This is a genomic window from uncultured Draconibacterium sp. (assembly GCF_913060805.1).
In the GTDB taxonomy this organism is placed as follows: Bacteria; Bacteroidota; Bacteroidia; order Bacteroidales; family Prolixibacteraceae; genus Draconibacterium.
Window position 1 is genome coordinate 127,136 of the sequence record NZ_CAJXTC010000004.1, and the last position, 22,465, is coordinate 149,600.

The following is a 22,465-nucleotide window of genomic DNA, read 5'->3' on the forward strand; positions in this document are numbered from 1 at the left end:
ATTATGCTTGTTTCGGTACCTTTTTATTTTTTATTAATTCCGAATAGACAGAGTAGCCGACCAGTAATAGAATCAGCCCAATAATTAGATAATAAAAAATCATTGACAAAGAGTTTGCCTTTGAATAGTAAGGTGGATTAAAAATAAACTCTATTTTATGCTCCCCTTCTGGTATAACCATTGACCTTAAAGTGTAGTTGCCTTCCATATAGGTAGTCGGTTCTCCATCTATTAAAACCGTCCAGTCAGGATAATACACCTCAGAGAAAACAGCCAGGCGTTTCCCTAAAGCATTGGTTTTATATGAAACATAATCGGCATCAATGGATGTTAATTGTATAACGTCTTCTTCAGATGGATCACTAAAATTTAAGACGTTCGGTTTCTCTTTTTCGTTCAACACAACTTGCTTCGCTGCATCAAAGTTGTTTAAGGCTGCAATTTCTTCATCAGCATTTTTTGCCCATATAACAGAATCAACAAACCAGGCTGGTCCCAGCACGCTAGGATTCACCTGTAATCCATTTTGTGTGATAAAATATTTTGTGTTTAGCATGTTCAGTACTTGCATGTTCCCGCTGGAAATATGACGTTCAATTAAATCCTGGTAACGTCGAAGCTTGGCCGGACTATACCCTCCAATTGAGCGGTGCGACCCGGATGCCTTATTATCCTGAAAAGATGAAGTTGTTAAGTCATAAACTCTGTAGAATGTATTTTTCTGAATTACATATTTTTGAATATCTTCCTTTTCATAGTCCGTCTTGGGTTGGAATTTCTGATAAGCTTCATTTATTTTTTGATCCAATCCCGGATTTTCTCTGATTTCTTGTGCAAAAATTTGTTTGTCTATATCTGAGAGTTTGTATTCTTGTTCTATTAGATTTTGGCGGGTAAAATCATCTTTATTAACATAGCGTTGGCCGATTGTCCATACATCAATAAGGGCAAGAATACCAATTATTGCAATCAAAATCGGAGTTTTAATTTTCTTTATTTTAAACAGGTATAATGTGCTCAAGGAGGCGGCTGCAAAAAATGTAGTTCTTAAAAATTCTGTTCTGAAAACAGAAATTCTGAGGTTTTTAAGTGCATTTATTATAGGGTCTATTTGTCCTGCACCGGCTTGTGCCCGATAATTATCGAACATTGCTATTTCTGCATCATTAATATAACGATTGAATAGGTTTGGGAAAAGGATATTCAGCAATAAGAAAGCGATAAAACCTAATCCTGCAGCCATATAAAGTGGAAGCGCCTTTTTCCCGATTTTTATTTTTGAATCAAGATTGAGTAATTCAGGCTTTTTTATGATCTCAGACAGTGACCAAAAGGCAAAAAATGTAATAAAGATTACCGCAACTGCAAGAATTGAAACCGGAGTACGGAATTTGTTGTAAAGAGGGACATAGTCAATAAACAGATCCGTAAAAACCGAAAAATATTTCCCCCATGAAAGGAATATAAAAAGTATAACAGAAATTAAAATACCCTGTTTCAATGGACCCTTTATTACGAAAAGTCCAACGATGAACAGGAACACGATCACGGCTCCTGCAGTATTTGGGCCTCCGCTGCTTCCCTGATCCCCCCAATATTGATTCATATTTCCAATAGTTTCCTTTAGGCGAGGATCGACATTCTTTAATAAATCACGATTTTGTTTTACATATGCGGCTGCTCCTCCCTTCACGTTTGGAGCAAATAACATCATACTTTCTGTGCGACCACTGCTCCATGCATTGATGTAGTCTCGATCCAATCCCGACTCAGTCCGAATGTGTTCTTTCCCAACGGTTAATTCACTCTTCCCTCGTATAGATTGTTTGTTATATCTATAGAGATTGGAAAGTTTCGAGTAGTTCGGACCAATGGCAACTAATGCAGCCACAATAAGCAATCCGGATGCTTTGGCAAAATCGATAAATCTTTTCTCCTTCAGGTGATGATATAACTCAACCAGAGCAACACAAACAAGTCCTAAAAGGAAATAATAGCTCATTTGTATATGATCGTGCGCAATTTGATGGGCCAGAAAAAAAGCAGTCAACACAAAACCAAGAAGGTATTTCTTTTGGTAAGTTAGCAGAACACCTGCTAAAACAGGTGCGATAAAAGCAATGGTCCTTACTTTTTTAAAGTGACCAGCATTAATTATAATTAAATTGTAGGATGTTAATCCAAATGCGAGTGCTCCTGCTAGTGCGAGCCATGGATTTACACGAAATGCAATCAGCATAATATAAAATCCCAGCATATACCAGATAAGAAATGTAACTTCTGATGGAAAGCCAAGTCTTTGGGGAACACTAAACATTTTTTTAAGTTTATTAGAGCTCTTATATGCGGCACCAATAAAATCTGGCATACCCGAAAACTTCGCATTTGTCCATAAAATACTTTTACCTTCGTATTTTTGGTATTCAATTTTGTCCCTGACACCACCGCGGCTTTTAACAATATCGTCTTGACGTAATGATTTACCTTCGAATGCCGGCGAAAAATAAACCGAAGAAACAATCATTATGGCTAGTATGGCAATAATATGTGGTGTTAGGTTTCTCAGAATTGATTTAATATCCATTATATTCGGAATTTTGGTTCGTTATGATAAAAAATATGTGATAAAATTGCACAAATTTTATCACATATTATAATTTGGGATTATAGTATTGACCGAATGTTCTTACAACCTCCCAAACAACCCTTTATAACTCACCGCTTCGCCAATAATTTTACCCAAATCGGCAATGGCAACACGTTCCTGTTGCATGGTGTCGCGGTAGCGGATGGTAACAGTGTTATCTTCGTTAGTTTGATGATCGACAGTTACGCAGAACGGAGTACCAATGGCATCCTGACGGCGGTAACGTTTACCGATCGAATCTTTTTCGTCGTACTGACAGTTGAAATCAAATTTCAGGTCGTCGATAATTTCGCGGGCTTTTTCCGGCAGACCGTCTTTTTTCACCAGCGGCATAACGGCTAGCTTAACAGGAGCCAGTACCGGAGGTAATTTTAGTACCACACGAGTATCTTTTTCCAGTTGATCTTCACAATAACTTGCAGAAACTACCTGAAGGAACATGCGGTCGACACCAATCGATGTTTCAACAACAAAAGGCACGTATGATTCGCCCAGTTCCGGATCGTAATAGCGAATTTTTTTACCTGAATATTCTTCGTGTTGCGATAAATCGAAATCGGTACGCGAGTGAATACCTTCCACTTCTTTAAAGCCGAATGGGAATTTATATTCAACGTCAACAGCGGCGTTGGCGTAATGAGCCAGCTTTTCGTGCTCGTGGAAACGATAGTTGTCATCGCCAAAACCAAGTGCACGGTGCCATTTCATACGTGTTGTTTTCCATTTTTCGAACCAGTCGAGCTCGGTGCCGGGGCGAACAAAGAATTGCATTTCCATTTGTTCGAACTCGCGCATACGGAAAATAAACTGACGTGCCACAATCTCGTTACGGAAAGCTTTACCAATTTGTGCAATACCAAACGGAATCTTCATACGTCCGGTTTTTTGCACGTTCAGGTAGTTTACAAAAATTCCTTGTGCAGTTTCGGGGCGAAGGAAAATTTTTGAAGCGCCTTCGGCTGTCGATCCCATTTCGGTTGAAAACATCAGGTTGAACTGACGTACATCAGTCCAGTTTCGTGAGCCTGAAATCGGGCAAACAATACCTTCGTCTTCAATTATCTTTTTTAATTCTGCAAGGTCGTTATCGTTCAGTGCATCTGAAAAACGAGTGTGCAGGTTATTCCATTTTTCCTGGTTGGCTAGTACTCGAGGATTGGTTTCGCGGAATTGTTTTTCATCAAAAGATTCGCCAAAACGTTTGGCTGCCTTTTTAACTTCCTTGTTCATTTTCTCCTCGTACTTCGCCAGCTGGTCTTCAATAAGTACGTCGGCACGGTAGCGTTTTTTCGAGTCTTTGTTGTCGATTAACGGATCGTTAAAAGCATCAACGTGACCCGATGCTTTCCAGATTGTGGGGTGCATAAAAATGGCTGAATCCAAACCAACCACATTTTCGTGCAACTTAACCATGCTGTCCCACCAGTATTTTTTGATGTTGTTTTTCAGTTCAACACCCATTTGTCCGTAATCGTAAACTGCTCCAAGCCCGTCGTAAATCTCGCTCGATTGAAATACATAACCGTATTCTTTGCAGTGTGCTACCAGTTTCTTGAAAATATCTTCTTGTGCCATCTAACTATAATTTCTGAATTGTGACCGCAAAAATAGGATAAAATTCTAAAGTACAGGGGAGAGTGCTTAAAGATTAAGGATTAGTGCTTAAAGATTAATAAGAAGAGATTGAGGCAAGACTGAGAGCACTGAGACTGTGAGATGGCTGAATTGTAAATCTGAAAACGGTGCTTTGGAAATTGAGACTGATAGTTGGCAATTAGTTATAATATGTAGAAGATCTCTCCTCGTTCCTCGTTGAGATGACAGAAACTTTTGACATTTTGCCTTTCCACTTTTTCCTTTTGCCTTGTTTTAATCTACTTCTTCAAAATCAACATATTCGCCATTGTCCTGGCCGTTGTTCCTCCGGTTTGAGCGCTGATTTTCAACAGTAACTTCGCCTTCGGGGCGTTTTGGTTGCTGCTGTTGTTGTTGTTCGCGCATTTTTTGCTGCATATTTTTTATGCCTTTATCAATGAGTTTCGGGAAAAGATAACGTTTGAGAAATCTAATCCCAAAATAGATAATTGCAATTATTAAGATTGTTCGGAAGAGGCCAGGACCGAAATATAGTGTAATAAATAAAGTCATATCAAAAACTATTTTGGCTGCGTGGAAAATAATAAGTTTACACCAAAGCGCAAATTTAAATTTTTTGCTTTAGATGGTTGCACCAGCTTGGCAATATTATTGGTTGCCAGGTAAAGTTGTACCCCTCGGGCGGTGTAACTGCATGCAAAACCGGGTAAAACTTGCTCTAAATTATACAGGTTTAATCCACTGCTTAGCTCGAAACGGGTTCCTAGAAATATATTGAAATAGGCCGATAAATAATTATTTGCTTCTCCGTCGTAGTAGGTCAGGTTGTCGGAAAAATTCAGCTTCATCCTTTCGTTTAGCTGATGGGTTGCCATCAGGTTTAATTTTACCGGCAGCAGTTCGTACTGGCGTTGGGTAACAGTTTTTGCTGATGTAATATAAGGCAATGAATCTGACAATGCCAATAAAGCGTCTCTGGGTTCTAAATAGTATGGTGCATCCGAATTCGAAGACTGGTAAAGGTTTCTTTCAGTATAATCGATCGTTCCGGACAAAGTATTATCAGAAACCCGGGATTTTAGTGTCGTAAATCCCAGATCGGCAATAGCAAATGCAATGGTAGTTTGTTTGTTTAACTCATACTCAAAACCCAAATCGATACCAGCTCCCATATTTCTGAATTTAAAGAAATAATCGCCGGCAGTTAGATTGGGTTTAATGCTTGTTTTCCCTTCTATCGGATTGTGTATAATCTTAATTGGACCCGAAATTCGGTACGTTCCGCTTGGCATAATCTGCAGGAGTTGCCTTTCTTCGTCAGTTTGAATGGTTATTTTTAGGTTGTCGATGTCGTAAAAATACTGGCCAAACAGCACTTTTGCGCGAACACCTAAGCTTAATTTCTTTGTAACTTGCTTTGCGTACGAAAATGCCAGTTCTCTGAATAAATGTGTTTTTAACGAAACGGGGCCAAATTCTTCTTCCTGTCCGTAATAAGGAAGAAGTCCCTGATCGATGAAATTAAGGATTTCCTGATCGAAATTTCCCGAGACCACTATTCGCTCTGATAAGGATATACCAATAGTACGCTTATCTTTTTTGAGACTAAAATAGAGAAGTGGCAGCGTGGCCACAGTAGCAATATCGCCGGGTTCATTCAACGATCCATAAAAATGACCAAAACTGTAGTCAAAGTTTTTTGAAAATAAATAATCGGGCGAAAAATTGGCATTCCATTTAAATGCTCCTCCCGATAACAGTGGCAGGCCGATCACCAGTTTCTCGGTTTTATTATGAAAGGCTGGGTTTGACAGCGACGACTGACTTACCTCCGACAAAAATTGCACAGGATTTCCGTTTTGTGCTGTTGCGGGCATCCAACAAATTGCAGCAAACAGAATTACGATGAGTCGTATTTTTGTGGGTAAGTTTTTCATTCCAGTTAATACAACGCAAAAATATGGTTTCTATTGAATTAGGAAGATTACACGCACAAAAAAAGGCGGAACCTACCGCCTTCTTTATCTGTATTTTAATTTTTTATCGTTGGCTAACATCGCCACCGCTCGATTCGTCGATGTCTCTGATATCAGGATTTCCGTGGTAATTAATGTCTGCGCCACTGCTGGCATCTGCATACAATTCGCTGCTAACGCTAACGGTAATATCCGAACCGCTGCTTGCGTTGGCATAACAAATTACCGATTCAAGATCGCCGGCTTTTATATCCGAACCACTGCTGGCATCAACACGAAGTGTTTTTACTTTGCCGCGTAGTTTTGCATCGCTGCCACTGCTGGTACCAACCGACAGATTTTTGTAGAAAACCTCTATTTTTAAATCGGAACCGCTGCTGCAGCTTACTTCCAACGATTCGCCTTCCAATGTATTTGTCGATTCCACATCGGAACCCGACGATGCCGAAAGTTCTTTCAGTTCTTTTACGGTTACATAAACTTTTCTTGTTTGGTTGCCGCTTCCCCAGTTAAACCAGTTGTTGCGTCGTTTCATGTAAATTTTAAGTGTTCCGCCTTCAACTTCGGTAATCAAATCATCAATAATATCGTCTTCGGCAACCACTTCTACTTCTTCGGTGTTGCCCATTGTCAGGTACAGGTCGATTCCGGTTGAGACTTTTATGGCATTAAAACCACTTACATGGCGCGTTTGTGTTTCGTCGCTGTTGCCGGCAAGTACTGTTTCGTGGCTAGTAAAAGCGATCATAAATAAGAATAGAATTTTTGTAAATGTCTTCATGTGCTTTATTTTTTGTTTTTTGAATTGAGACTGTTGAAAAGACGCGGCCAAAAATGGAAAGTTACAGTTGCGTTTAATTTTTTATCACATTTCCGCCCGATGATTTGCTTATTTCGGTTTCCGGAGGATTGCCGTTGTAGAACACGTTTCCGCCGCTGCTGGCGTTTGCGCGCAGTTCGTCTTTGGTACTTACCCAAATGTTGGCGCCGCTGCTAACTTTTGCTTCGGCACTGCTGGCTTTTAAATCGCCGGCTTTTATATTTGAGCCCGAACTGGCTTTGGCACTTATCGATGCGGCATTTCCTTCCAAAAAGATATTCGATCCGGAGCTCGATTTTGCATTCACGTTGTCGGCTTTAAGTGTGAAACTTAAATTAGCTCCCGACGAAACCGCAAGATCGATATCATCAACATTCAAAGTATTTTCTGAAAAAACATTGCTGCCCGACGATGATTTTGCCGATACCAGGCGCGGAAGTGTTACAAACACTTTTTTACTGGTTGCTTTGCGGATATTGTCGATAGCTTTTATGCGCAGTTCTTCGCCCTGCAATTCGGTTACAATGCTTTCGTGGAGATTTTCGTCGGCTTCAACAACTACTTTATACTCGTCTCCCATAGTAACGTAAACATTCATTCCGCGGCTTACACTTAGCGCATTAAAATCTTCAAGATCGCGTTCCTCGGTTGTAACATCTCCATTTCCGTTAACGGTTGACTGCAATAAACACGAAGAAGCGACAAGTGATAAAATGATACCTGAAAGGAATACTACAAATTGTTTCATCTGTTTTTGTTTGGTTTATAATTGTTATGCAAATTATTGCAAACAAGATGAAAACGGGTAATTATTTCGTTAAACCGGGGTATTTTGTCGGTAAGCACGTAAGAATTTAGAATGATGATTAACGATTTTAGATTTCAGAAGTGAGAGGAAAGGTTGCAGTTTCCAATCGCAGCTAACAGTTTTACAATTTAGCAGTTTTACAATTTAGCAATTTAACAGATCAGCAATAGTAAACAAAACCATAAGTGCTGAAACAACCTGTTGTGTTCTATGTTTCTATTGTGGTTCAAAAAACCTTCGTGTTCTATGTATAGACAAAAAAAAGCCGGCAAACTAAATTGCCGGCTCCAAAACATCTATCTATTAACCGTTAAGCACCGTGTTTAAAATGATCACGGTTGTTGGTTCTGTGGAAATTGCATCCATTTTTCAGGTGTTTTGACGGCGCAGTTCAGCAATGGTTTAACGCACATTATTTTTTAACGACCTTTAACTTTTCGGCGCCGAAAATGTTAAACCAAAAGCATAAACGATTGGTTTTAATATAAATTAACGTAATGGTTTGCCGCTATGCGTTACTGATATCAGGCAAGATTTGTTACTTTTGGCAGTTCGATGCAATTGTGCAGACAGTGAATTCAGAAAAGACAGAATTATGAAGAAAAGAATATTAATAGGAATAACGATAGTTGCGGTAATTGGAATTAGCTTTTTCAGCTTTACCCGCGACGAGAAGAATTTTCAGATTGCAAAGAACCTGGATATCTACCACACTTTGTTTCGCGAGTTGAACATGTTTTATGTTGACGAAGTGAACCCGAATGATTTGGTAAAGACCAGTATTGATAAAATGTTATCCTCGCTCGATCCGTACACGAATTACATTTCGGAGGACCAAATGGAAGATTTCCGTTTTATGACCACCGGCGAGTATGCAGGTATCGGAGCGCTAATCAGCAAACAAAACGACAACATTGTTATTGCTGAACCTTATGAAGGATTTCCGGCACAGAAATTTGGAATAAAAGCAGGCGACATTATTCTCGAAGTTTCGGGCAAAGACACCAAAGAAATGACTACCGAAGATGTGAGTTCGCTGTTGAAAGGACCGGCCAACAAACCCGTTACCATTAAGTTACAGCGTCCCGGAGCTAAAAAGCCTTTTACGGTTGATGTGGTTCGCGAGAAAATCAGTATCGACGCCGTTCCTTATTACGGAATGGTCGACCAGAATACAGCCTACATTCGTTTGTCGAGCTTCACTGCTAATTGTAGCAACGATGTGAAAAAGGCTTTCCTCGAGCTGAAACAAAATAACCCTGACGGATTAATTCTCGACCTGCGCGGTAACCCGGGCGGATTGTTGGTTGAAGCCGTTAAAATTGTAAACTTCTTTGTACCGAAAGGCGAAGAAATTGTAAGTACCCGCGGTAAAGTAAAACAGTGGGACAAAGTGTATAAAGCAACTGCTGAACCTTTGGATACCACAATGAAAATTGCCGTGCTTGTTAACAGCGGATCGGCTTCGGCATCCGAAATTGTTTCAGGTGCTATTCAGGATCTCGACCGTGGAATTATTGTTGGAACGCGCACATTCGGAAAAGGATTGGTGCAAACCACCCGCGATTTGAGCTACAATACCAAACTGAAAGTTACTACTGCTAAATATTACATTCCAAGTGGTCGTTGTATTCAGGCGCTGGATTATTCGCACCGCAACGAAGACGGTAGCGTTGGTCACGTTCCTGATTCGCTGATTACAGAATTTACAACGAAAAAAGGCCGCAAAGTTTACGACGGCGGTGGCGTTGTTCCCGATGTAAAAATTGAAGGCGACAAACTCAGCAGTTTAAGTATCGAGCTGGTTACTCGTTTTAAGGTTTTCGATTTTGCCACAAAATACTCGAACGAGAACGAGAGTATTCCCGAGCCGGAAGCATTCTCGATTACCGACGATATTTACAACCAGTTTGCCGATTTTGTTGAGCAAAGCGATTTTAAATACGAATCGGCATCGCAAGACGATTTGAAAGAATTGCTGGAGACCGCAAAACAGGAAAAATATTACGATCTGGCAAAAGAAGAGTTTGATGCACTGGCAGCTAAAATAGAGCCGGATCTGGATAAAGACTTGTCGGTATTCAGACCCGAAATCAGCGAGTTGCTGGAAAGCGAGATCGTATCACGCTTTTATTACCAAAAAGGATCGATAAGAGCATCGATTAACGACGACAAAGGAATTGCAAAAACAATAGAAGCACTTCATTCTGAAACAGCTTATGCCGCTTATTTCGAGCCCGGGCTGGTAGTTGGAATGAATTAAGAATACAATTTGCCCCACCCAAAAAGGAGGTCTTTTCAAAAAGACCTCCTTTTTTTTCAACCATACTTCCCGTTTCTTGTTGGAATAATAAAGCTAGTGTCTTGTCACGCCTGAGATGACGGTTAAGTTGAAGTTATTTTGGTTTTAGACAAGACAAAAAATCTGCGCATAGCAGTGTTCTGTAAACGATTTTTTAACGCGGACTAAAATCGAAAGAACGAAACTTGGGCTGTTAGAGCAGGCTTGACTAGACACTAAATCAATATCGCCCCGAAAACTTTTCATATCTATCAGATTTTAGTACATTTCTAACTCCAATTATTTGATAAAGAGTTATGACGTTTAAAGAGATTTTAAATATTGAATTATACAACAAAGGAGATTTTACGATTACCGTTTACAACATCTTTTTAATTCTTGTTGTCGTTCTGATCACCTTAATTACGCTAAAAATAATCCGCCGGTTTTTCAAACGTTTTATTAATAAGCAGGAAACCGAGCGGCGCTCCTATTGGTCGATTTACCTGATATTGCGATATGTAGTTTGGGTAATTATCATCGTTTTTCTGTTAGAATCGTCGGGGCTGAAAGTTTCGGTTTTGCTGGCCAGTATTACGGCACTGTTGGTGGGTGTTGGATTTGGTATCCAGCAGTTGTTTAGCGATATCGCGTCGGGGATTGTTTTGCTGGTTGAACGAAATCTGCAGATCAACGATGTAATCCAGCTGCAAGACGGAACGGTGGGGCGCGTGATTCATATTGGGCTGCGCACCTCGCGCTTAAAAACCCGCGACGACATTATTTTGGTCGTGCCCAATTCGAATTTTGTAAACGACAAAATAATCAACTGGAGCCACATGGATTACAACACCCGTTTTTCGGTTGATGTGGGTGTGGCTTACGGATCCGACACAAAGCTGGTAACACAGATTCTGCTTGATTGCGCTGCAAAAAACAACAATGTTTCACTGTCGCCAAAACCCTTTGTACGGTTCAATAATTTTGGCGATTCGGCACTCGAATTCCAGGTGTTCTTTTGGGTACGCGAGTCGTTTTGGGTAGAGAACACAAAAAGCGAAATACGCTACGCTATCGATGATGAATTCCGGAAAAATGGCGTGCAAATTCCTTTCCCTCAGCGCGATATACACATTAAAAGTACCGTTGAACAACCGAAATAATTTTGCATTAAAACTCTGTTTATATGAAGAGAATTATAAAATTTATTTTCCCGTTTTTATTGCTGCTAATAGCGGTGTTCTTTCTGATTTTTATCGAAGATCACGAATTGGTTTCACCCGATTATTATAACTTTTTCAAAAAAACCGGCTCCATTCTACTCATCGTAAGTATTGCCTGGGGTTTAATGGCCATTTTGCGTGCCTTTAAAAAAGTTATCCTTTCAAAATTCGATACATCAAAAGAAGATAATTTACGCCAGCGCAAGTTTCTTACGCAGTTCAATATCATGGAAAGCATCATTTATTTCCTGATCGTTTTAATTGCAATAGGCTCATCCTTAATGTTGTTCGAAGATGTGAGGCAGCTGGGAATCAGCCTTTTTGCGTCGGCAGGAGTTGCCGGTATTATTATTGGTTTTGCTGCACAAAAACTTATTGCAACGGTGTTGGCCGGTTTGCAAATTGCCATTACGCAGCCCATCCGTATCGACGATGTAGTGATTATTGAAAATGAGTGGGGTAGGATTGAAGAAATTACGCTGACTTATGTGGTGGTAAAAATCTGGGATCAGCGCCGTTTGGTGGTTCCATCTACCTATTTTTTCGAAAAACCATTTCAGAACTGGACACGAAACTCGGCCGAGATTTTGGGAACCGTGTTTTTATATACCGATTATCATGTGTCGTTTGATGCTTTGCGCGAAGAGTTGACCCGCCTGCTCGACAGCACTCCGTTGTGGGACAAACGGGTAAACGTACTTCAGGTTACCGATGCCAAAGAATATGGCGTTGAAATACGTGCATTGGTGAGTGCCAAAGATTCGCCAACAGCATGGGATTTACGCGTTTTTATCCGGGAGAAAATGATTGAGTTTATCCAGAAGAATTATCCTGAAAGTTTACCGCGTACACGTGTTGTTTTTCAGCAGGGAGAACAAAAGCCGAACACCGATTTACTAAACCAAACAAAAGCCTGATAAACTACCAATGAAAATCTATTTTGCAGGTTCAATACGTGGCGGAAGACAAGATGCTGCCCTGTACGAACAAATCATTCAGTACCTGAAATCGTTTGGCGAAGTACTTACCGAACATGTTGGCGATCCGGCATTAACAAGTGCCGGCGACGACGGCCCGAACGACCGGTTTATTCACGATAGAGATTTGGAATGGCTGCAAAACTCCGATGTAATTGTGGCCGAAGTAACTGCTGTATCGATGGGAGTTGGCTACGAAATTGGCCGCGCAGTGGAAATGGGTAAACCGGTGTTGTGTCTTTTTCGCGAAGGTGCTAATTCTAACCTGTCGGCGATGATTGGAGGCTGCAAAGACATCAAAATGATTCATTATTCAGATTTTGAGGAACTTAAAAAACCGCTGCAACAATATCTGATTTCTTTTAACGCTTCTAAATAACTCAAGCTTAATTAAGTGGGCTTAGATTTTTTAAATTTTCATTGCGTCTTTTTGACAAATTAGTTTATCTTGTGTCGAATTTCGAAAAACATTTGATCACTAATAAAAATCTAAACCTATGGATTCGAACAAATCAAATCAATTAAATCGAAGGAAATTCTTGGGTCTTTCAGCACTGGGCTTATCCAGTTTGACCATCCTTCCAAGTTGGACAATCAACGGCGTTAAAATCGCTCCAAGCGACAGAGTTACAATGGGTTTCATCGGCCTTGGTCAGCAAGGTATGAATGACTTCCGCAGTTTCTCGGCAGTTCCCGGAGTAGAAGTTGTTGCAGGTTGCGATGTTGACAGTATGAAAACAGAGCGTTTTAAACGAACTGTTGAAGAGTGGCAACAATCATTGGGTCTGTCACCACGCGTTGATAAGTACGAACAATACGAAGAACTGCTTGAGCGCAAAGATATCGATGCAGTAGAAGTTTGTTCTCCAGACCATTGGCACGCTTTAATGACAATTCATGCTTGCCAGGCTGGTAAAGACGTATACGTTCAAAAACCACTTTCTTTTACCATTACCGAAGCCGAAAAAATGGTTCGCGTGGCAAAAGATACAAAACGTGTTGTACAGGTAGGTAGCCAGCAGCGTTCAAGTGCTGAATTCCAAAAAGCAATTGCATTGGTTCAGAGTGGCGCTATCGGTCATATCGATAAAGTTTACGCTAAAGTAGGCGATCCGCCAGCACCGCTTGATTTACCAGAGATGAAAGTTCCTGCTAACCTGAACTTTAACCTTTGGATGGGACCATTAAATGATCCTAAAATTCATTACCACTCAGATCTTTGTCCTCCTATTTCTCTTGATCCTGCGGAAAAAGAAAAACTATGGGGGGCATGGCGTTGGTACCGCGAAACCGGTAACGGATTTACTGCCGACTGGGGTGCGCACATGTTCGATATTGCACAAGCTGCTATTGGTATGGACGGTTCGGGTCCTGCAGAAATTATTCCTAAAGGAGTTGATGGTGCAGACTACATGACATTTAAATACCTGAACGGTGTTGTTATGACAGAGCAACCTTACCTGGAAGATATGCCTGCCGCACAAGGTATTAAATTCATCGGCGACGACGGTTGGATTGAAGTAGCTCGCGGATACCTGGCTTGTTCAAAATCAGATTTAATTCCTGATGAATTGAGAGGTAGACGTCCACAAAATCTTACTCCGGAAGAGCGTAGAAAAATGTTCGAAGAAATGCAGAAAGCCCAGGCAGAAGGTCGCGGTAGCTTCGAGATCAGTTCTCCTCATATGGAAGATTTCATTAACTGTGTACGTTCAAGACAAAAACCAATTGCTCCGGTTGAAGTAGGTGCAAGTACAGCTATCACTTGTTGTTTAGGTAACATGGCTACTGAATTGCAACGTTCGGTGAAATGGGATCCTGCAACCCACAGCTTCGGAACTGATGAAGAAGCATGGAACCACCGTTTGTACAATTATAAGTATCGTGGTTCTTATAAACTATAAATCAACCAACTAAAAACCTTATGGATAAAAGAGAATTTTTGAAAAAGATGGGCCTGCTTACCGCCGGTGGTATGGTGGCTGGCTCGTTAAAGCCTGCAAGTGCTGCCTCGATGGTTGGCATGGGTAAAAAGGAAATTGGTTTGCAAATTTACTCTGTAGGACGTGAATTGGCTGCCGACGTTCCAAATGGCTTGAAAAAAATAAAAGATATCGGTTACAGCACCATCGAGCTGGCGGGTTACCGCGATCGCAAAATGGGAGAATATTCGGTTGAAGATTACCGTAAACTGGCCGACGATGCAGGTTTGAAAATTACAGGATCGCACGTAAATCCTCCTACTCGTGACATCACGAAAGATAAACTGGGTGAGATTGCTGATTTCTGGAAACAAACTGTTGAAGACCATGTGAAGTTTGGTGTAACAACTTTGGTTCAGCCAATGATGCCAAACATGAAAACACATGATGACGTTGCTGTTGTTTGCGAATCATTCAATAAAGCCGGTGAAATTGCAAAATCGGCCGGAATTAAGTTTGGTTACCACAACCATAACATGGAATTTGGTCGCATTGTAAAACCGGAAGACAAGGATAAACAAAGTAATCCGTGGATGCCTGTTGGCGATGTAATTTACGACTTGTTCCTGAATGGTACAGATCCAAATTTGGTATTCTTCGAAATGGACGTTTACTGGACAGTTATGGGATCAAACGATCCGTTGGAGTACTTCGAAAAGTATGCCGGCAGATTCCCTGTTCTCCATATTAAAGACCGCTCAGTTCTTGGTCAGTCGGGAATGATGAACTTTAAAAACATCTTTAACAAAGCTTACGAAAATGGTTTGGACGGTTTCTATGTGGAACTGGAAGGAATCAGAGACGGAAGTATGACACAGTTTGAAGGTGTTGAAAAATGTTACGATTATTTAAATGACGCTTCATTCGTGAAGTGATCCTAACCAAATTAAATATAAGAACGGGTGCGTTTTCGCATCCGTTTTTTTGTGCCTATCCAACAGGTGCCAGCACACTAAACGGGTACCACGGCAGATTTCGTGCTATCCAAAACACAATAACAATACCTAATACAATGAATGGCGTTTGTTTTTTGTAGAACAGGTTCGGCAGTTTCCATCCAAAAACCTTGTTTAGCAACGGATGCAGGTAGTGATAAAGAATAAAAAGCACTGCCGGAAGAAACAAAAAGTTATACCCAACCACACCGGCAAAATCTAAATGCAACAAACTGTGTAAAGCCCGTTGCGAGCCGCATCCCGGGCAATAACCACCGGTTAACGAATGAAACAGGCACTGCGGAAAGATCGTATGCTTTATGGGATCAAGAAAATAAAAAAGAACTGCTACCCCAATAATTACGAGTAGCAGCAATCTATTGATCGTTCGGTTCATCTACTAAAAATTAAAAGCACCCTGCATTAGTCCGGCAAGTACGCCAAAAATCGACAGTATTATACCTAAAATTAGCCAGGCCATTCCGGCGGCAAACGATACCCAGGCCCACAATTTGGCATTTCTACTGGCCGATAATGCTGCTTCGTAATTTCCGGCATTCCAATACGAATTTACCTGCGCGGCAAAAACAATGGCTACAATTCCGAATATTTTTCCGCAAAAAATAGTTGTCAGAATGGCAAATACCAAATAATTAGGTGGTGGTACTTGTGGTTGATTAACTTGTTCGTTCATGATAAGTAGTTTTTAAAAGACTTGATGAAAGCAAAGTTAAACGAACGAACAAGCTAAACAAAGCATCGGCTACAAAATAGTTAGGCGTTTTTTATGGGCCAGGAGCGCGCATGGTAACTCAAATCTTAAAATATATTAAAATCAACGATCTATTTATCGTCCAAAGTTGTGAAAAATTCGAATCGCATTATTTTTGCAAGCCTTATGGATTAAGGAGCAGGAGGCACTTTTTCCATAGATTTTAAGTTTTGGTAGAATGCCATCCGGGAGGGTGGCATTTTTTTAGACCAACCAATTTTACAGTCGTACAATTTTTTCGAACAGGGAAGATTACGACCCCGAACCAAACTACTGAAAAACGAAACTTCTTAACCGCGCTAACCACGCAGAAACACGTTAACAACTAATTAACACGGTTGAATTAAACTAAATAAAGAATAAACGGTCTTATAGTAGTAAACAGACAAAAGGAAACAATTTAGACAGCAATGAAGTACTTGACGAACGTAATTTTAATCGCCCTATTACTAATTGGGGTGAATTCTTATGCAGTAATTGAAGACCCCGTAAAAAAGGACGATCCAAACGACGATGGAAAAGGAAAAATCGTTGGAACGATCGTAGAAAAAGATACGGAAACCCCCATGGAATTTGCCAATATAGCCGTTTATAAAGAGACCGATTCAACCCTCGTAACCGGAAGTATTACCAACGAAAAGGGAATTTTTGAAATAGCGAATTTAGATTATGGCGACTATTATTTAGTGGCCAACTTTATAGGTTTCGATCAGGAAAATGTGGTAGATATTAAAATCGATCGCAGCAACCGTGTGCACGATTTGGGCGAGATCAACCTTGCTCCTTCAACGGTTGCCCTTGGCGAAGTAAATGTTGTGGCCGACAAAGCTGCCGTGGAATACAAGCTCGATAAAAAAGTGGTTAACGTTAGCCAGGTAATCAGTGCCATTGGCGGAACAGCCGTTGATGTTTTGGAAAACACACCTTCTATTCAGGTTGATATTGAAGGGAATGTGGCCTTGCGCGGATCGGGAAATTTTACCGTACTAATTGACGGCCGGCCAAGTGTTTTAAGCGGTAGCGACGCACTGCGCCAGATTCCGTCTTCGGCGATCGAAAATATTGAAATCATTACCAACCCATCGGCAAAATACGAGCCCGACGGTGCTGCAGGTATCATTAACCTGGTGATGAAAAAGAACTCGATGAACGGGCTGAACGGTATTGTAAATGCAAGCGTTGGAACGGGCGATAAATACCGCGGCGATTTTATGCTGAATTACCGTTTTGAAAAACTGAACCTGTTTTTTGGAGCCGACTGGCGCGATGAGATCAATAACGGGGCAATGGCCTCGGAGCGCGAAACATATTACAACGATACAACTGAATTTTTGAATATGGCCGGCGACCGGAAGTGGATTCGTGGCGGACACAGCTTTAAAGGGGGTGCCGATATTTATTTAGGAACCAACACTACCTTAACACTTTCGGGAGAAACCGGGACCTCGGAACGAGGAAACGAAGGTGGCGGCCGAACAGAGAATTTTACCATCCCGGCCTCCGAGCGAATTCTTTCAATAAGCGAAGAAACCTCGGATCGCAGCAACGATTTTTATACGCTGAACATGAATTTTCAGCATAATTTCGACGACAACGGACACCGTATTGAAGCAACCGCTTTTTTCTCGGATGAGACAGGAACCGACAACGAAATAGAAGGTGAATTGCTGGCCGACGAGAATTGGAATCCTTCCAACGAGTATTTGTCGAATGTGTCGACACTGGAAACAGAGGACGAACAGGATATTCGGTTAAAACTCGATTACACCTATCCGTTTAGTGAAGATGGCCGTTTTGAAGCCGGTTACCAGGGGCGACTGGAAAGCGAATTGGAAACGCTTGAATTTCGCGATTACGATCAGGCGAGTGATTCCTGGGTGATCAACGACGAATATTCGAGTACTACCGATTTTCAGCGCGACATACACGCTGCTTATGCCACCTACAGCAACAAGGTGGGTGAGCTTGCTTACATGGCGGGTTTGCGTGGAGAGTTAACCGTGCGTGAAATACAAAATACCAGTGCCGAAAATGTTTCGTCACTCAATCGTTTCGATCTGTTTCCAACAGCGCACTTCTCGTATCCGGTAGCACAAACTGCCGATGTTACTGCAAGTTACAGCCGGAGGATCAACCGTCCGAGTGGCCGCGATCTGGATCCAACACCAAATTATTACAACCGTTACACCATCCGTTTTGGAAATCCCGATTTGGAACCTGAATACACCAACTCGTACGAACTGGGTTTAATGAAACGATTTGGCGAAACACGTTCGTTTATGTCGGCCGATTTGTTCCGCAGGGTAACCAACAATAAAATCGATCGCACACAGGAGTTGGGCGAAGACGGTATTTTTTACCTGTACACCGACAACTTTGATAAAGATTACAGTACCGGTCTTGAAGTTACCGGAAACTGGAATTACAAAAAGTGGCTGATCCTTAACGCCAGTGTGAACGTTTATAAATATAAAATTACCGGCGAGTTGAATGGCGAATCCATCGACCGGGAAAGTACCAACTGGGGTGGCCGAATGAATACGACTTTTAAATTGGCTGAAAATTCACGTTTTCAATTAAATGCATTTTTCCGCGGCAAATCAGTGTCGGCGCAGGGCGAAAGCGGTGCTATGTTTTTCACCAATATTTCGTACCGTCAGGAGTTTATGAATAAAAAACTTTCGGCTACTGTTAGCGTTCGCGATCCGCTGGGAACAGGACGTTTTGAGCGGACAAGCTATGGCGACGACTTTGAAAGCTGGTTCCGTTTTGAACGCGAACCACGTGTAGTAATGCTTACACTGAGCTACAAGATTAACAACTTTAAAGAAGACCGTGGAAACCGTGGCGGTGGCGACGGCGGAATGGACATGGGTGGCGGAGAATTTTAACGTAAATACACAAAGACAATACGATGAATGCCGTTCTTTTTAAAAAGAATGGCATTTTTTTATTTCTGATGAAACGCGGATTCCATGCGGGATGGCATGAGCTTTACTGCTTGAAAAACTGAAAACTTCGTTTCCAAACTGAAAAAACAGTTGCAGAACTGAAAAATCAGTTGTATGTTTGTCGATGTAAAATTATAACTGTCATTTCGAGTGAGAGAAGCGACCGAGAAATCTGTCACAGATTCCTCTCTACGTTCGGAATGACAATAAATTATGAAACGACAGTACAATGAAGAAACTAACAAAAAAGGAAGAGGAGTTGATGAAGATCCTCTGGAAACTGGAAAAAGCGTTTGTAAAAGACATTGTTGAGTTGTATCCCGAACCAAAACCGCATTACAACACCATTTCGTCGTTGGTGCGTTTGTTGCAAGACAAAGGCGTTATCGGTTTTAAACAATACGGCAACACTTACCAGTATTTTCCACTCATCTCGAAAGAGGAGTATCGCCGTTCGTTTATGAACCAGGTGGTTAGCGACTATTTCGATAACTCGTACAAAAGTGCAGTGGCCTTTTTTGTAAAAGAGAAAAACCTGTCGGAAGACGAGATCGACGAACTGGTTAACCTCATTAAAAACAAAAAGTAATGGAAGATTTTATCCTCTATATCGGGAAGGCTGCTTTGGCGCTGGGTGCTTTTTACCTGGCTTACCTGGCTCTTTTCCAGCACCAGAAACATTTTCTGTTCAACCGGATTTATTTGCCGGTGTCGTTTTTGGTTAGTTTCCTTATTCCGCTGATTACGTTTACCAAAGTGAATTATATACAGCCGATTCCCGCAGCTGCTTCAACTGGTTTTGCTTACCTGCCCGAAGCTGCTGTGGCCAGCGAGCCGCAATTTAACTTCGAATGGTATCATTACCTGCTGGGGATTTATGCACTCGGAATTGTTGTATTTCTACTGAATCTGTTGATCGGGCACCTCAAAGCCATGAATATTATCCGATTTAGCCGCCTGAAGGAATTGTTTGGAGCACAAGTTAACCTTACTAAAAAGGATGTGCACCCATTCTCTTTCTTTTCGCGAATTGTGCTGTCGGAAAAAACATTGAAAAATCCCGATCTGAAAATGATCGTCGACCACGAAATGATTCACGTAAGAGAACGCCATACGCTCGATATTCTTTTTGCCGAGCTTTTGTTTCTACTCCAGTGGTTTAACCCCTTTGCCTGGTTAATCCGCGATGCGATGCGAAATAACCTGGAATACCTGACTGATCATCAGGTAGCCCAAAATCATAATGCCGAAGCTTATCAATTGGCCATGGTAGGATTAGCGCATAAAAAAGGAGTAGCTCCCTTTTTGACGGCGCTTAACGGCTCACAATTAAAAAACCGTATTATCATGATGAAAAAGAAAACAGAAAATCGGTACAGCCTTATGAAACAGTTGGTTGTACTGCCCCTGCTGGCCATTTTGGTTATGGGTTTGTCGAACAAGGAAGTACGAACCGAAGTGTTACACGATGCCGGACAATTAAAAGTAGTTGTTGACGGTATTGAGCTTCCGGCCGATCATTCCGACCTTATCAACCTTGATTTTGCTAACGGATTTGATGGAGGTGAAGTGATAAATGCACTTGGCCTTGAAAACAAAGTGGTTGCGAATGCACTGTCGTTTGATAAAAATCCAAAAGAGGATGGTGTGTATTATATTCAAACCAGGGATTATGATCCAGGCACCGTTCCTGAGTTTGATAAAATGGTCAATAAACCGGAGGTTCTTGTGCGAAGCGACAATTTTACAGTAAAAGGTACTGTAGAAAATGGTTTTGGTGAGAGGATTCCGAATGCCAAAATCGTTAACAATGAATCGTCGGAAGAATTTGTGGCAGATGGGAATGGGTTTTTCGAACTTGCGTTTAACGGAATAGAAAAACCGATAGTTTTAAGCTTCTCAGCACCCGGTTATTACAAAAATGATGTTGTTTATTACGGCAATAAGAAAGAACTGAGAATAGGTCTTGCTGAGAGTAGCTCAGAGAAAGAAGTTACTATCTCAGGAAAAATCACCAACGAAGATGGTGATGGAATTCCGGCAGTAGCTGTGTTGGTAAAAGGATCTACAGTTGGTACTATTTCGGATGTGCATGGAAATTATGAGATTGCGACCGACGCAAACAACGTGCTGGTTTTTAAAATAATGGGATACGATGAAAAAGAAGTTGCTATTGATGGCAAATCGGAGCTTGATGTTCAGCTAAATCAAACACCAAAAAAATTCGCAGTTGGAGTTGCCGCTCCAAATGATGGTCTTCCCAGGGTTGATTTGCTCAGTAATTCTAAAAATCCTCCTTTATACATTGTTGACGGCAAAGAGTCGCGCAAGATCGATATTCTGCAGCCTGATGAAATTGCATCCATGACAGTTTTGAAAAGTCAGCAGGCTAAAACTTTATACGGCGACAAAGGAAAAGACGGTGTGATCGTTATCGCAACAAAAGCCTCTGCAAAGGATAAAGCAGATGAGGTAAAAGTGATTGGTTATGGAACGCAGACAAAAAATGAGCCCTTGGAAAGCGTTCAGGTTCGTATTTCGGAAAGTTCCAATGGCGGCGCTCCGCTTTATATCGTAGATGGGAAACCGGTAGCTGATATAAATTTAATTGATCCGAACGACATTGAAAGCATGTCTGTTTTAAAAGGAGAACAAGCTACTGCATTATATGGGTCGGTTGGGGGTAAAAATGGTGTAGTCATTGTTACAACCAAAGAAGCTGCAAAAGCTAAAATGGAGGATGCTGTAGTACTTGTTGAAGGTATTCCTTACGATGGTGATATTAACGATATCGATCCGGAAACAATTGAATCAATGGAAGTGCTGAAAGACGAAAGTGCTACCAAAATATATGGTCCAATCGCTAAAAACGGAGCCATTTCGATCAAACTGAAAGGTTCTGCTGATCTTGGTGGAAAATCGCCACTGATCTTTCTCGACGGTGAAAAATTCACTGGAGAGATGAATGACATCGATCCTAATGACATTGAATCGATCTCTGTTCTGAAAGATGCTGAATCAATTAAGACTTATGGAGAAGAAGCTAAAGACGGTGTGATACTTATTACCAAAAAAACGGAAGAAATAACTTCGGAATTAGATTTGCGAAAGTTTATTGCGAAAAAGATAAAATATCCCACTAATGCAGTTGAGAAAGGGAGCCAGGGAACTGTTCAGGCTTTTGTTGAGTTTGGTAAAGAAAATAAGGAAGTTTCAATACATGATTATAAGCAAAAAAATATTGAGCACCTGGAAGATGTGGTTGTGGTTGGTTATGCTAAAAACGGCGTAAAACAACCAACAGATGATGAGGAAATGGTACCGGAGTTGATTCTGGAATTGAAAAGAGTTTTAGAACAGCTTCCTTCAGTAGATATTAAAAAATTCAAAGGTAAGGCTGTTGGAGTTTCTGTAAAATTCGTGCTGCAAGAAAAGTAAATAGCAGATTTACCTTACACAAAATAGTTCAGCGGGCGACTATCATTTATTAGTCGCCC

The 22,465-nt window shown here is 41.1% G+C and carries 17 protein-coding genes; 9 read left to right on the plus strand and 8 right to left on the minus strand.

The annotated features are described in order from the left end of the window. Window position 1 precedes the first annotated feature (1 nt). The 6 genes from QZ576_RS03885 to QZ576_RS03910 all read right to left on the minus strand — a co-directional run bounded on the left by QZ576_RS03885 (window position 2) and on the right by QZ576_RS03910 (window position 7,787). Window positions 2-2,584, minus strand: coding sequence for a hypothetical protein (locus tag QZ576_RS03885; protein ID WP_297094258.1), 2,583 nt, complete (start codon window positions 2,582-2,584; stop codon window positions 2-4). A 102-nt stretch (window positions 2,585-2,686) separates the two neighbouring features. Then, a complete protein-coding gene (locus QZ576_RS03890) occupies window positions 2,687-4,222 on the minus strand; it encodes a glycine--tRNA ligase (protein WP_297094260.1) in 1,536 nt (511 codons plus the stop codon). Window positions 4,223-4,516: 294 nt separating this feature from the next. Next, window positions 4,517-4,795 carry a DUF4834 family protein gene (locus tag QZ576_RS03895; RefSeq protein ID WP_297094261.1) on the minus strand — a complete coding sequence of 93 codons (279 nt, stop codon included), beginning with the start codon at window positions 4,793-4,795 and terminating at the stop codon, window positions 4,517-4,519. Window positions 4,796-4,803: 8 nt separating this feature from the next. Then, entirely contained in the window at window positions 4,804-6,180 is a 1,377-nt protein-coding gene (locus tag QZ576_RS03900) for a DUF5723 family protein (RefSeq protein WP_297094263.1), read from the minus strand. Window positions 6,181-6,283: 103 nt separating this feature from the next. Continuing rightward, window positions 6,284-7,000, minus strand: coding sequence for a head GIN domain-containing protein (locus QZ576_RS03905; protein WP_297094265.1), 717 nt, complete (start codon window positions 6,998-7,000; stop codon window positions 6,284-6,286). A gap of 73 nt (window positions 7,001-7,073) precedes the next feature. Continuing rightward, a complete protein-coding gene (locus QZ576_RS03910; protein ID WP_297094267.1) occupies window positions 7,074-7,787 on the minus strand; it encodes a head GIN domain-containing protein in 714 nt (237 codons plus the stop codon). Window positions 7,788-8,442: 655 nt separating this feature from the next. Here QZ576_RS03910 and QZ576_RS03915 point away from each other — a divergent pair. The 6 genes from QZ576_RS03915 to QZ576_RS03940 all read left to right on the plus strand — a co-directional run bounded on the left by QZ576_RS03915 (window position 8,443) and on the right by QZ576_RS03940 (window position 15,185). After that, window positions 8,443-10,110 (plus strand): S41 family peptidase, encoded by a 1,668-nt coding sequence (locus QZ576_RS03915; RefSeq protein ID WP_297094269.1) that lies wholly within the window; start codon window positions 8,443-8,445, stop codon window positions 10,108-10,110. A gap of 335 nt (window positions 10,111-10,445) precedes the next feature. Further along, the gene (locus QZ576_RS03920; protein ID WP_297094271.1) at window positions 10,446-11,291 is read left to right on the plus strand and encodes a mechanosensitive ion channel domain-containing protein; all 846 of its coding nucleotides are present in this window, start codon (window positions 10,446-10,448) and stop codon (window positions 11,289-11,291) included. 23 nt (window positions 11,292-11,314) lie between these two features. Continuing rightward, window positions 11,315-12,268, plus strand: coding sequence for a mechanosensitive ion channel domain-containing protein (locus tag QZ576_RS03925; RefSeq protein ID WP_297094273.1), 954 nt, complete (start codon window positions 11,315-11,317; stop codon window positions 12,266-12,268). Window positions 12,269-12,278: 10 nt separating this feature from the next. Beyond that, window positions 12,279-12,707 carry a nucleoside 2-deoxyribosyltransferase gene (locus QZ576_RS03930; RefSeq protein WP_297094275.1) on the plus strand — a complete coding sequence of 143 codons (429 nt, stop codon included), beginning with the start codon at window positions 12,279-12,281 and terminating at the stop codon, window positions 12,705-12,707. A gap of 118 nt (window positions 12,708-12,825) precedes the next feature. After that, complete coding sequence (locus tag QZ576_RS03935) at window positions 12,826-14,232, plus strand: Gfo/Idh/MocA family oxidoreductase (RefSeq protein ID WP_297094278.1); 1,407 nt, start codon at window positions 12,826-12,828, stop codon at window positions 14,230-14,232. Between the two features lie 20 nt (window positions 14,233-14,252). Continuing rightward, entirely contained in the window at window positions 14,253-15,185 is a 933-nt protein-coding gene (locus QZ576_RS03940; RefSeq protein ID WP_297094280.1) for a sugar phosphate isomerase/epimerase, read from the plus strand. A gap of 55 nt (window positions 15,186-15,240) precedes the next feature. On the opposite strand, the gene QZ576_RS03945 is transcribed toward QZ576_RS03940, so the two are convergent. Then, complete coding sequence (locus QZ576_RS03945) at window positions 15,241-15,642, minus strand: DUF2752 domain-containing protein (RefSeq protein ID WP_297094282.1); 402 nt, start codon at window positions 15,640-15,642, stop codon at window positions 15,241-15,243. A gap of 3 nt (window positions 15,643-15,645) precedes the next feature. Beyond that, complete coding sequence (locus QZ576_RS03950) at window positions 15,646-15,939, minus strand: CD225/dispanin family protein (RefSeq protein WP_297094284.1); 294 nt, start codon at window positions 15,937-15,939, stop codon at window positions 15,646-15,648. Window positions 15,940-16,427: 488 nt separating this feature from the next. Here QZ576_RS03950 and QZ576_RS03955 point away from each other — a divergent pair, with 488 nt between their 5' ends. The 3 genes from QZ576_RS03955 to QZ576_RS03965 all read left to right on the plus strand — a co-directional run bounded on the left by QZ576_RS03955 (window position 16,428) and on the right by QZ576_RS03965 (window position 22,406). Further along, on the plus strand, window positions 16,428-18,908 hold the full coding sequence (locus tag QZ576_RS03955) for a TonB-dependent receptor (RefSeq protein WP_297094286.1): 2,481 nt from the start codon (window positions 16,428-16,430) through the stop codon (window positions 18,906-18,908). 289 nt (window positions 18,909-19,197) lie between these two features. After that, window positions 19,198-19,557: a BlaI/MecI/CopY family transcriptional regulator gene (locus tag QZ576_RS03960; RefSeq protein WP_297094288.1), complete on the plus strand. Its 360-nt coding sequence runs from the start codon at window positions 19,198-19,200 to the stop codon at window positions 19,555-19,557. After that, entirely contained in the window at window positions 19,557-22,406 is a 2,850-nt protein-coding gene (locus QZ576_RS03965) for a TonB-dependent receptor plug domain-containing protein (protein WP_297094290.1), read from the plus strand. Before QZ576_RS03960 ends, QZ576_RS03965 begins: the two co-directional genes overlap by 1 nt. The last annotated feature ends 59 nt before the right edge of the window (window positions 22,407-22,465 follow it).

Bases quoted from the DNA above. Each gene is read 5' to 3' on its own strand.
- QZ576_RS03900 (WP_297094263.1), bottom strand. From the start codon at position 6,180: ATGAAAAACTTACCCACAAAAATACGACTCATCGTAATTCTGTTTGCT.
- QZ576_RS03930 (WP_297094275.1), top strand. From the start codon at position 12,279: ATGAAAATCTATTTTGCAGGTTCAATACGTGGCGGAAGACAAGATGCT.
- QZ576_RS03940 (WP_297094280.1), top strand. From the start codon at position 14,253: ATGGATAAAAGAGAATTTTTGAAAAAGATGGGCCTGCTTACCGCCGGT.
- QZ576_RS03890 (WP_297094260.1), bottom strand. From the start codon at position 4,222: ATGGCACAAGAAGATATTTTCAAGAAACTGGTAGCACACTGCAAAGAA.
- QZ576_RS03905 (WP_297094265.1), bottom strand. From the start codon at position 7,000: ATGAAGACATTTACAAAAATTCTATTCTTATTTATGATCGCTTTTACT.
- QZ576_RS03945 (WP_297094282.1), bottom strand. From the start codon at position 15,642: ATGAACCGAACGATCAATAGATTGCTGCTACTCGTAATTATTGGGGTA.
- QZ576_RS03885 (WP_297094258.1), bottom strand. From the start codon at position 2,584: ATGGATATTAAATCAATTCTGAGAAACCTAACACCACATATTATTGCC.
- QZ576_RS03925 (WP_297094273.1), top strand. From the start codon at position 11,315: ATGAAGAGAATTATAAAATTTATTTTCCCGTTTTTATTGCTGCTAATA.
- QZ576_RS03915 (WP_297094269.1), top strand. From the start codon at position 8,443: ATGAAGAAAAGAATATTAATAGGAATAACGATAGTTGCGGTAATTGGA.
- QZ576_RS03950 (WP_297094284.1), bottom strand. From the start codon at position 15,939: ATGAACGAACAAGTTAATCAACCACAAGTACCACCACCTAATTATTTG.
- QZ576_RS03935 (WP_297094278.1), top strand. From the start codon at position 12,826: ATGGATTCGAACAAATCAAATCAATTAAATCGAAGGAAATTCTTGGGT.
- QZ576_RS03965 (WP_297094290.1), top strand. From the start codon at position 19,557: ATGGAAGATTTTATCCTCTATATCGGGAAGGCTGCTTTGGCGCTGGGT.
- QZ576_RS03960 (WP_297094288.1), top strand. From the start codon at position 19,198: ATGAAGAAACTAACAAAAAAGGAAGAGGAGTTGATGAAGATCCTCTGG.
- QZ576_RS03920 (WP_297094271.1), top strand. From the start codon at position 10,446: ATGACGTTTAAAGAGATTTTAAATATTGAATTATACAACAAAGGAGAT.
- QZ576_RS03910 (WP_297094267.1), bottom strand. From the start codon at position 7,787: ATGAAACAATTTGTAGTATTCCTTTCAGGTATCATTTTATCACTTGTC.
- QZ576_RS03955 (WP_297094286.1), top strand. From the start codon at position 16,428: ATGAAGTACTTGACGAACGTAATTTTAATCGCCCTATTACTAATTGGG.
- QZ576_RS03895 (WP_297094261.1), bottom strand. From the start codon at position 4,795: ATGACTTTATTTATTACACTATATTTCGGTCCTGGCCTCTTCCGAACA.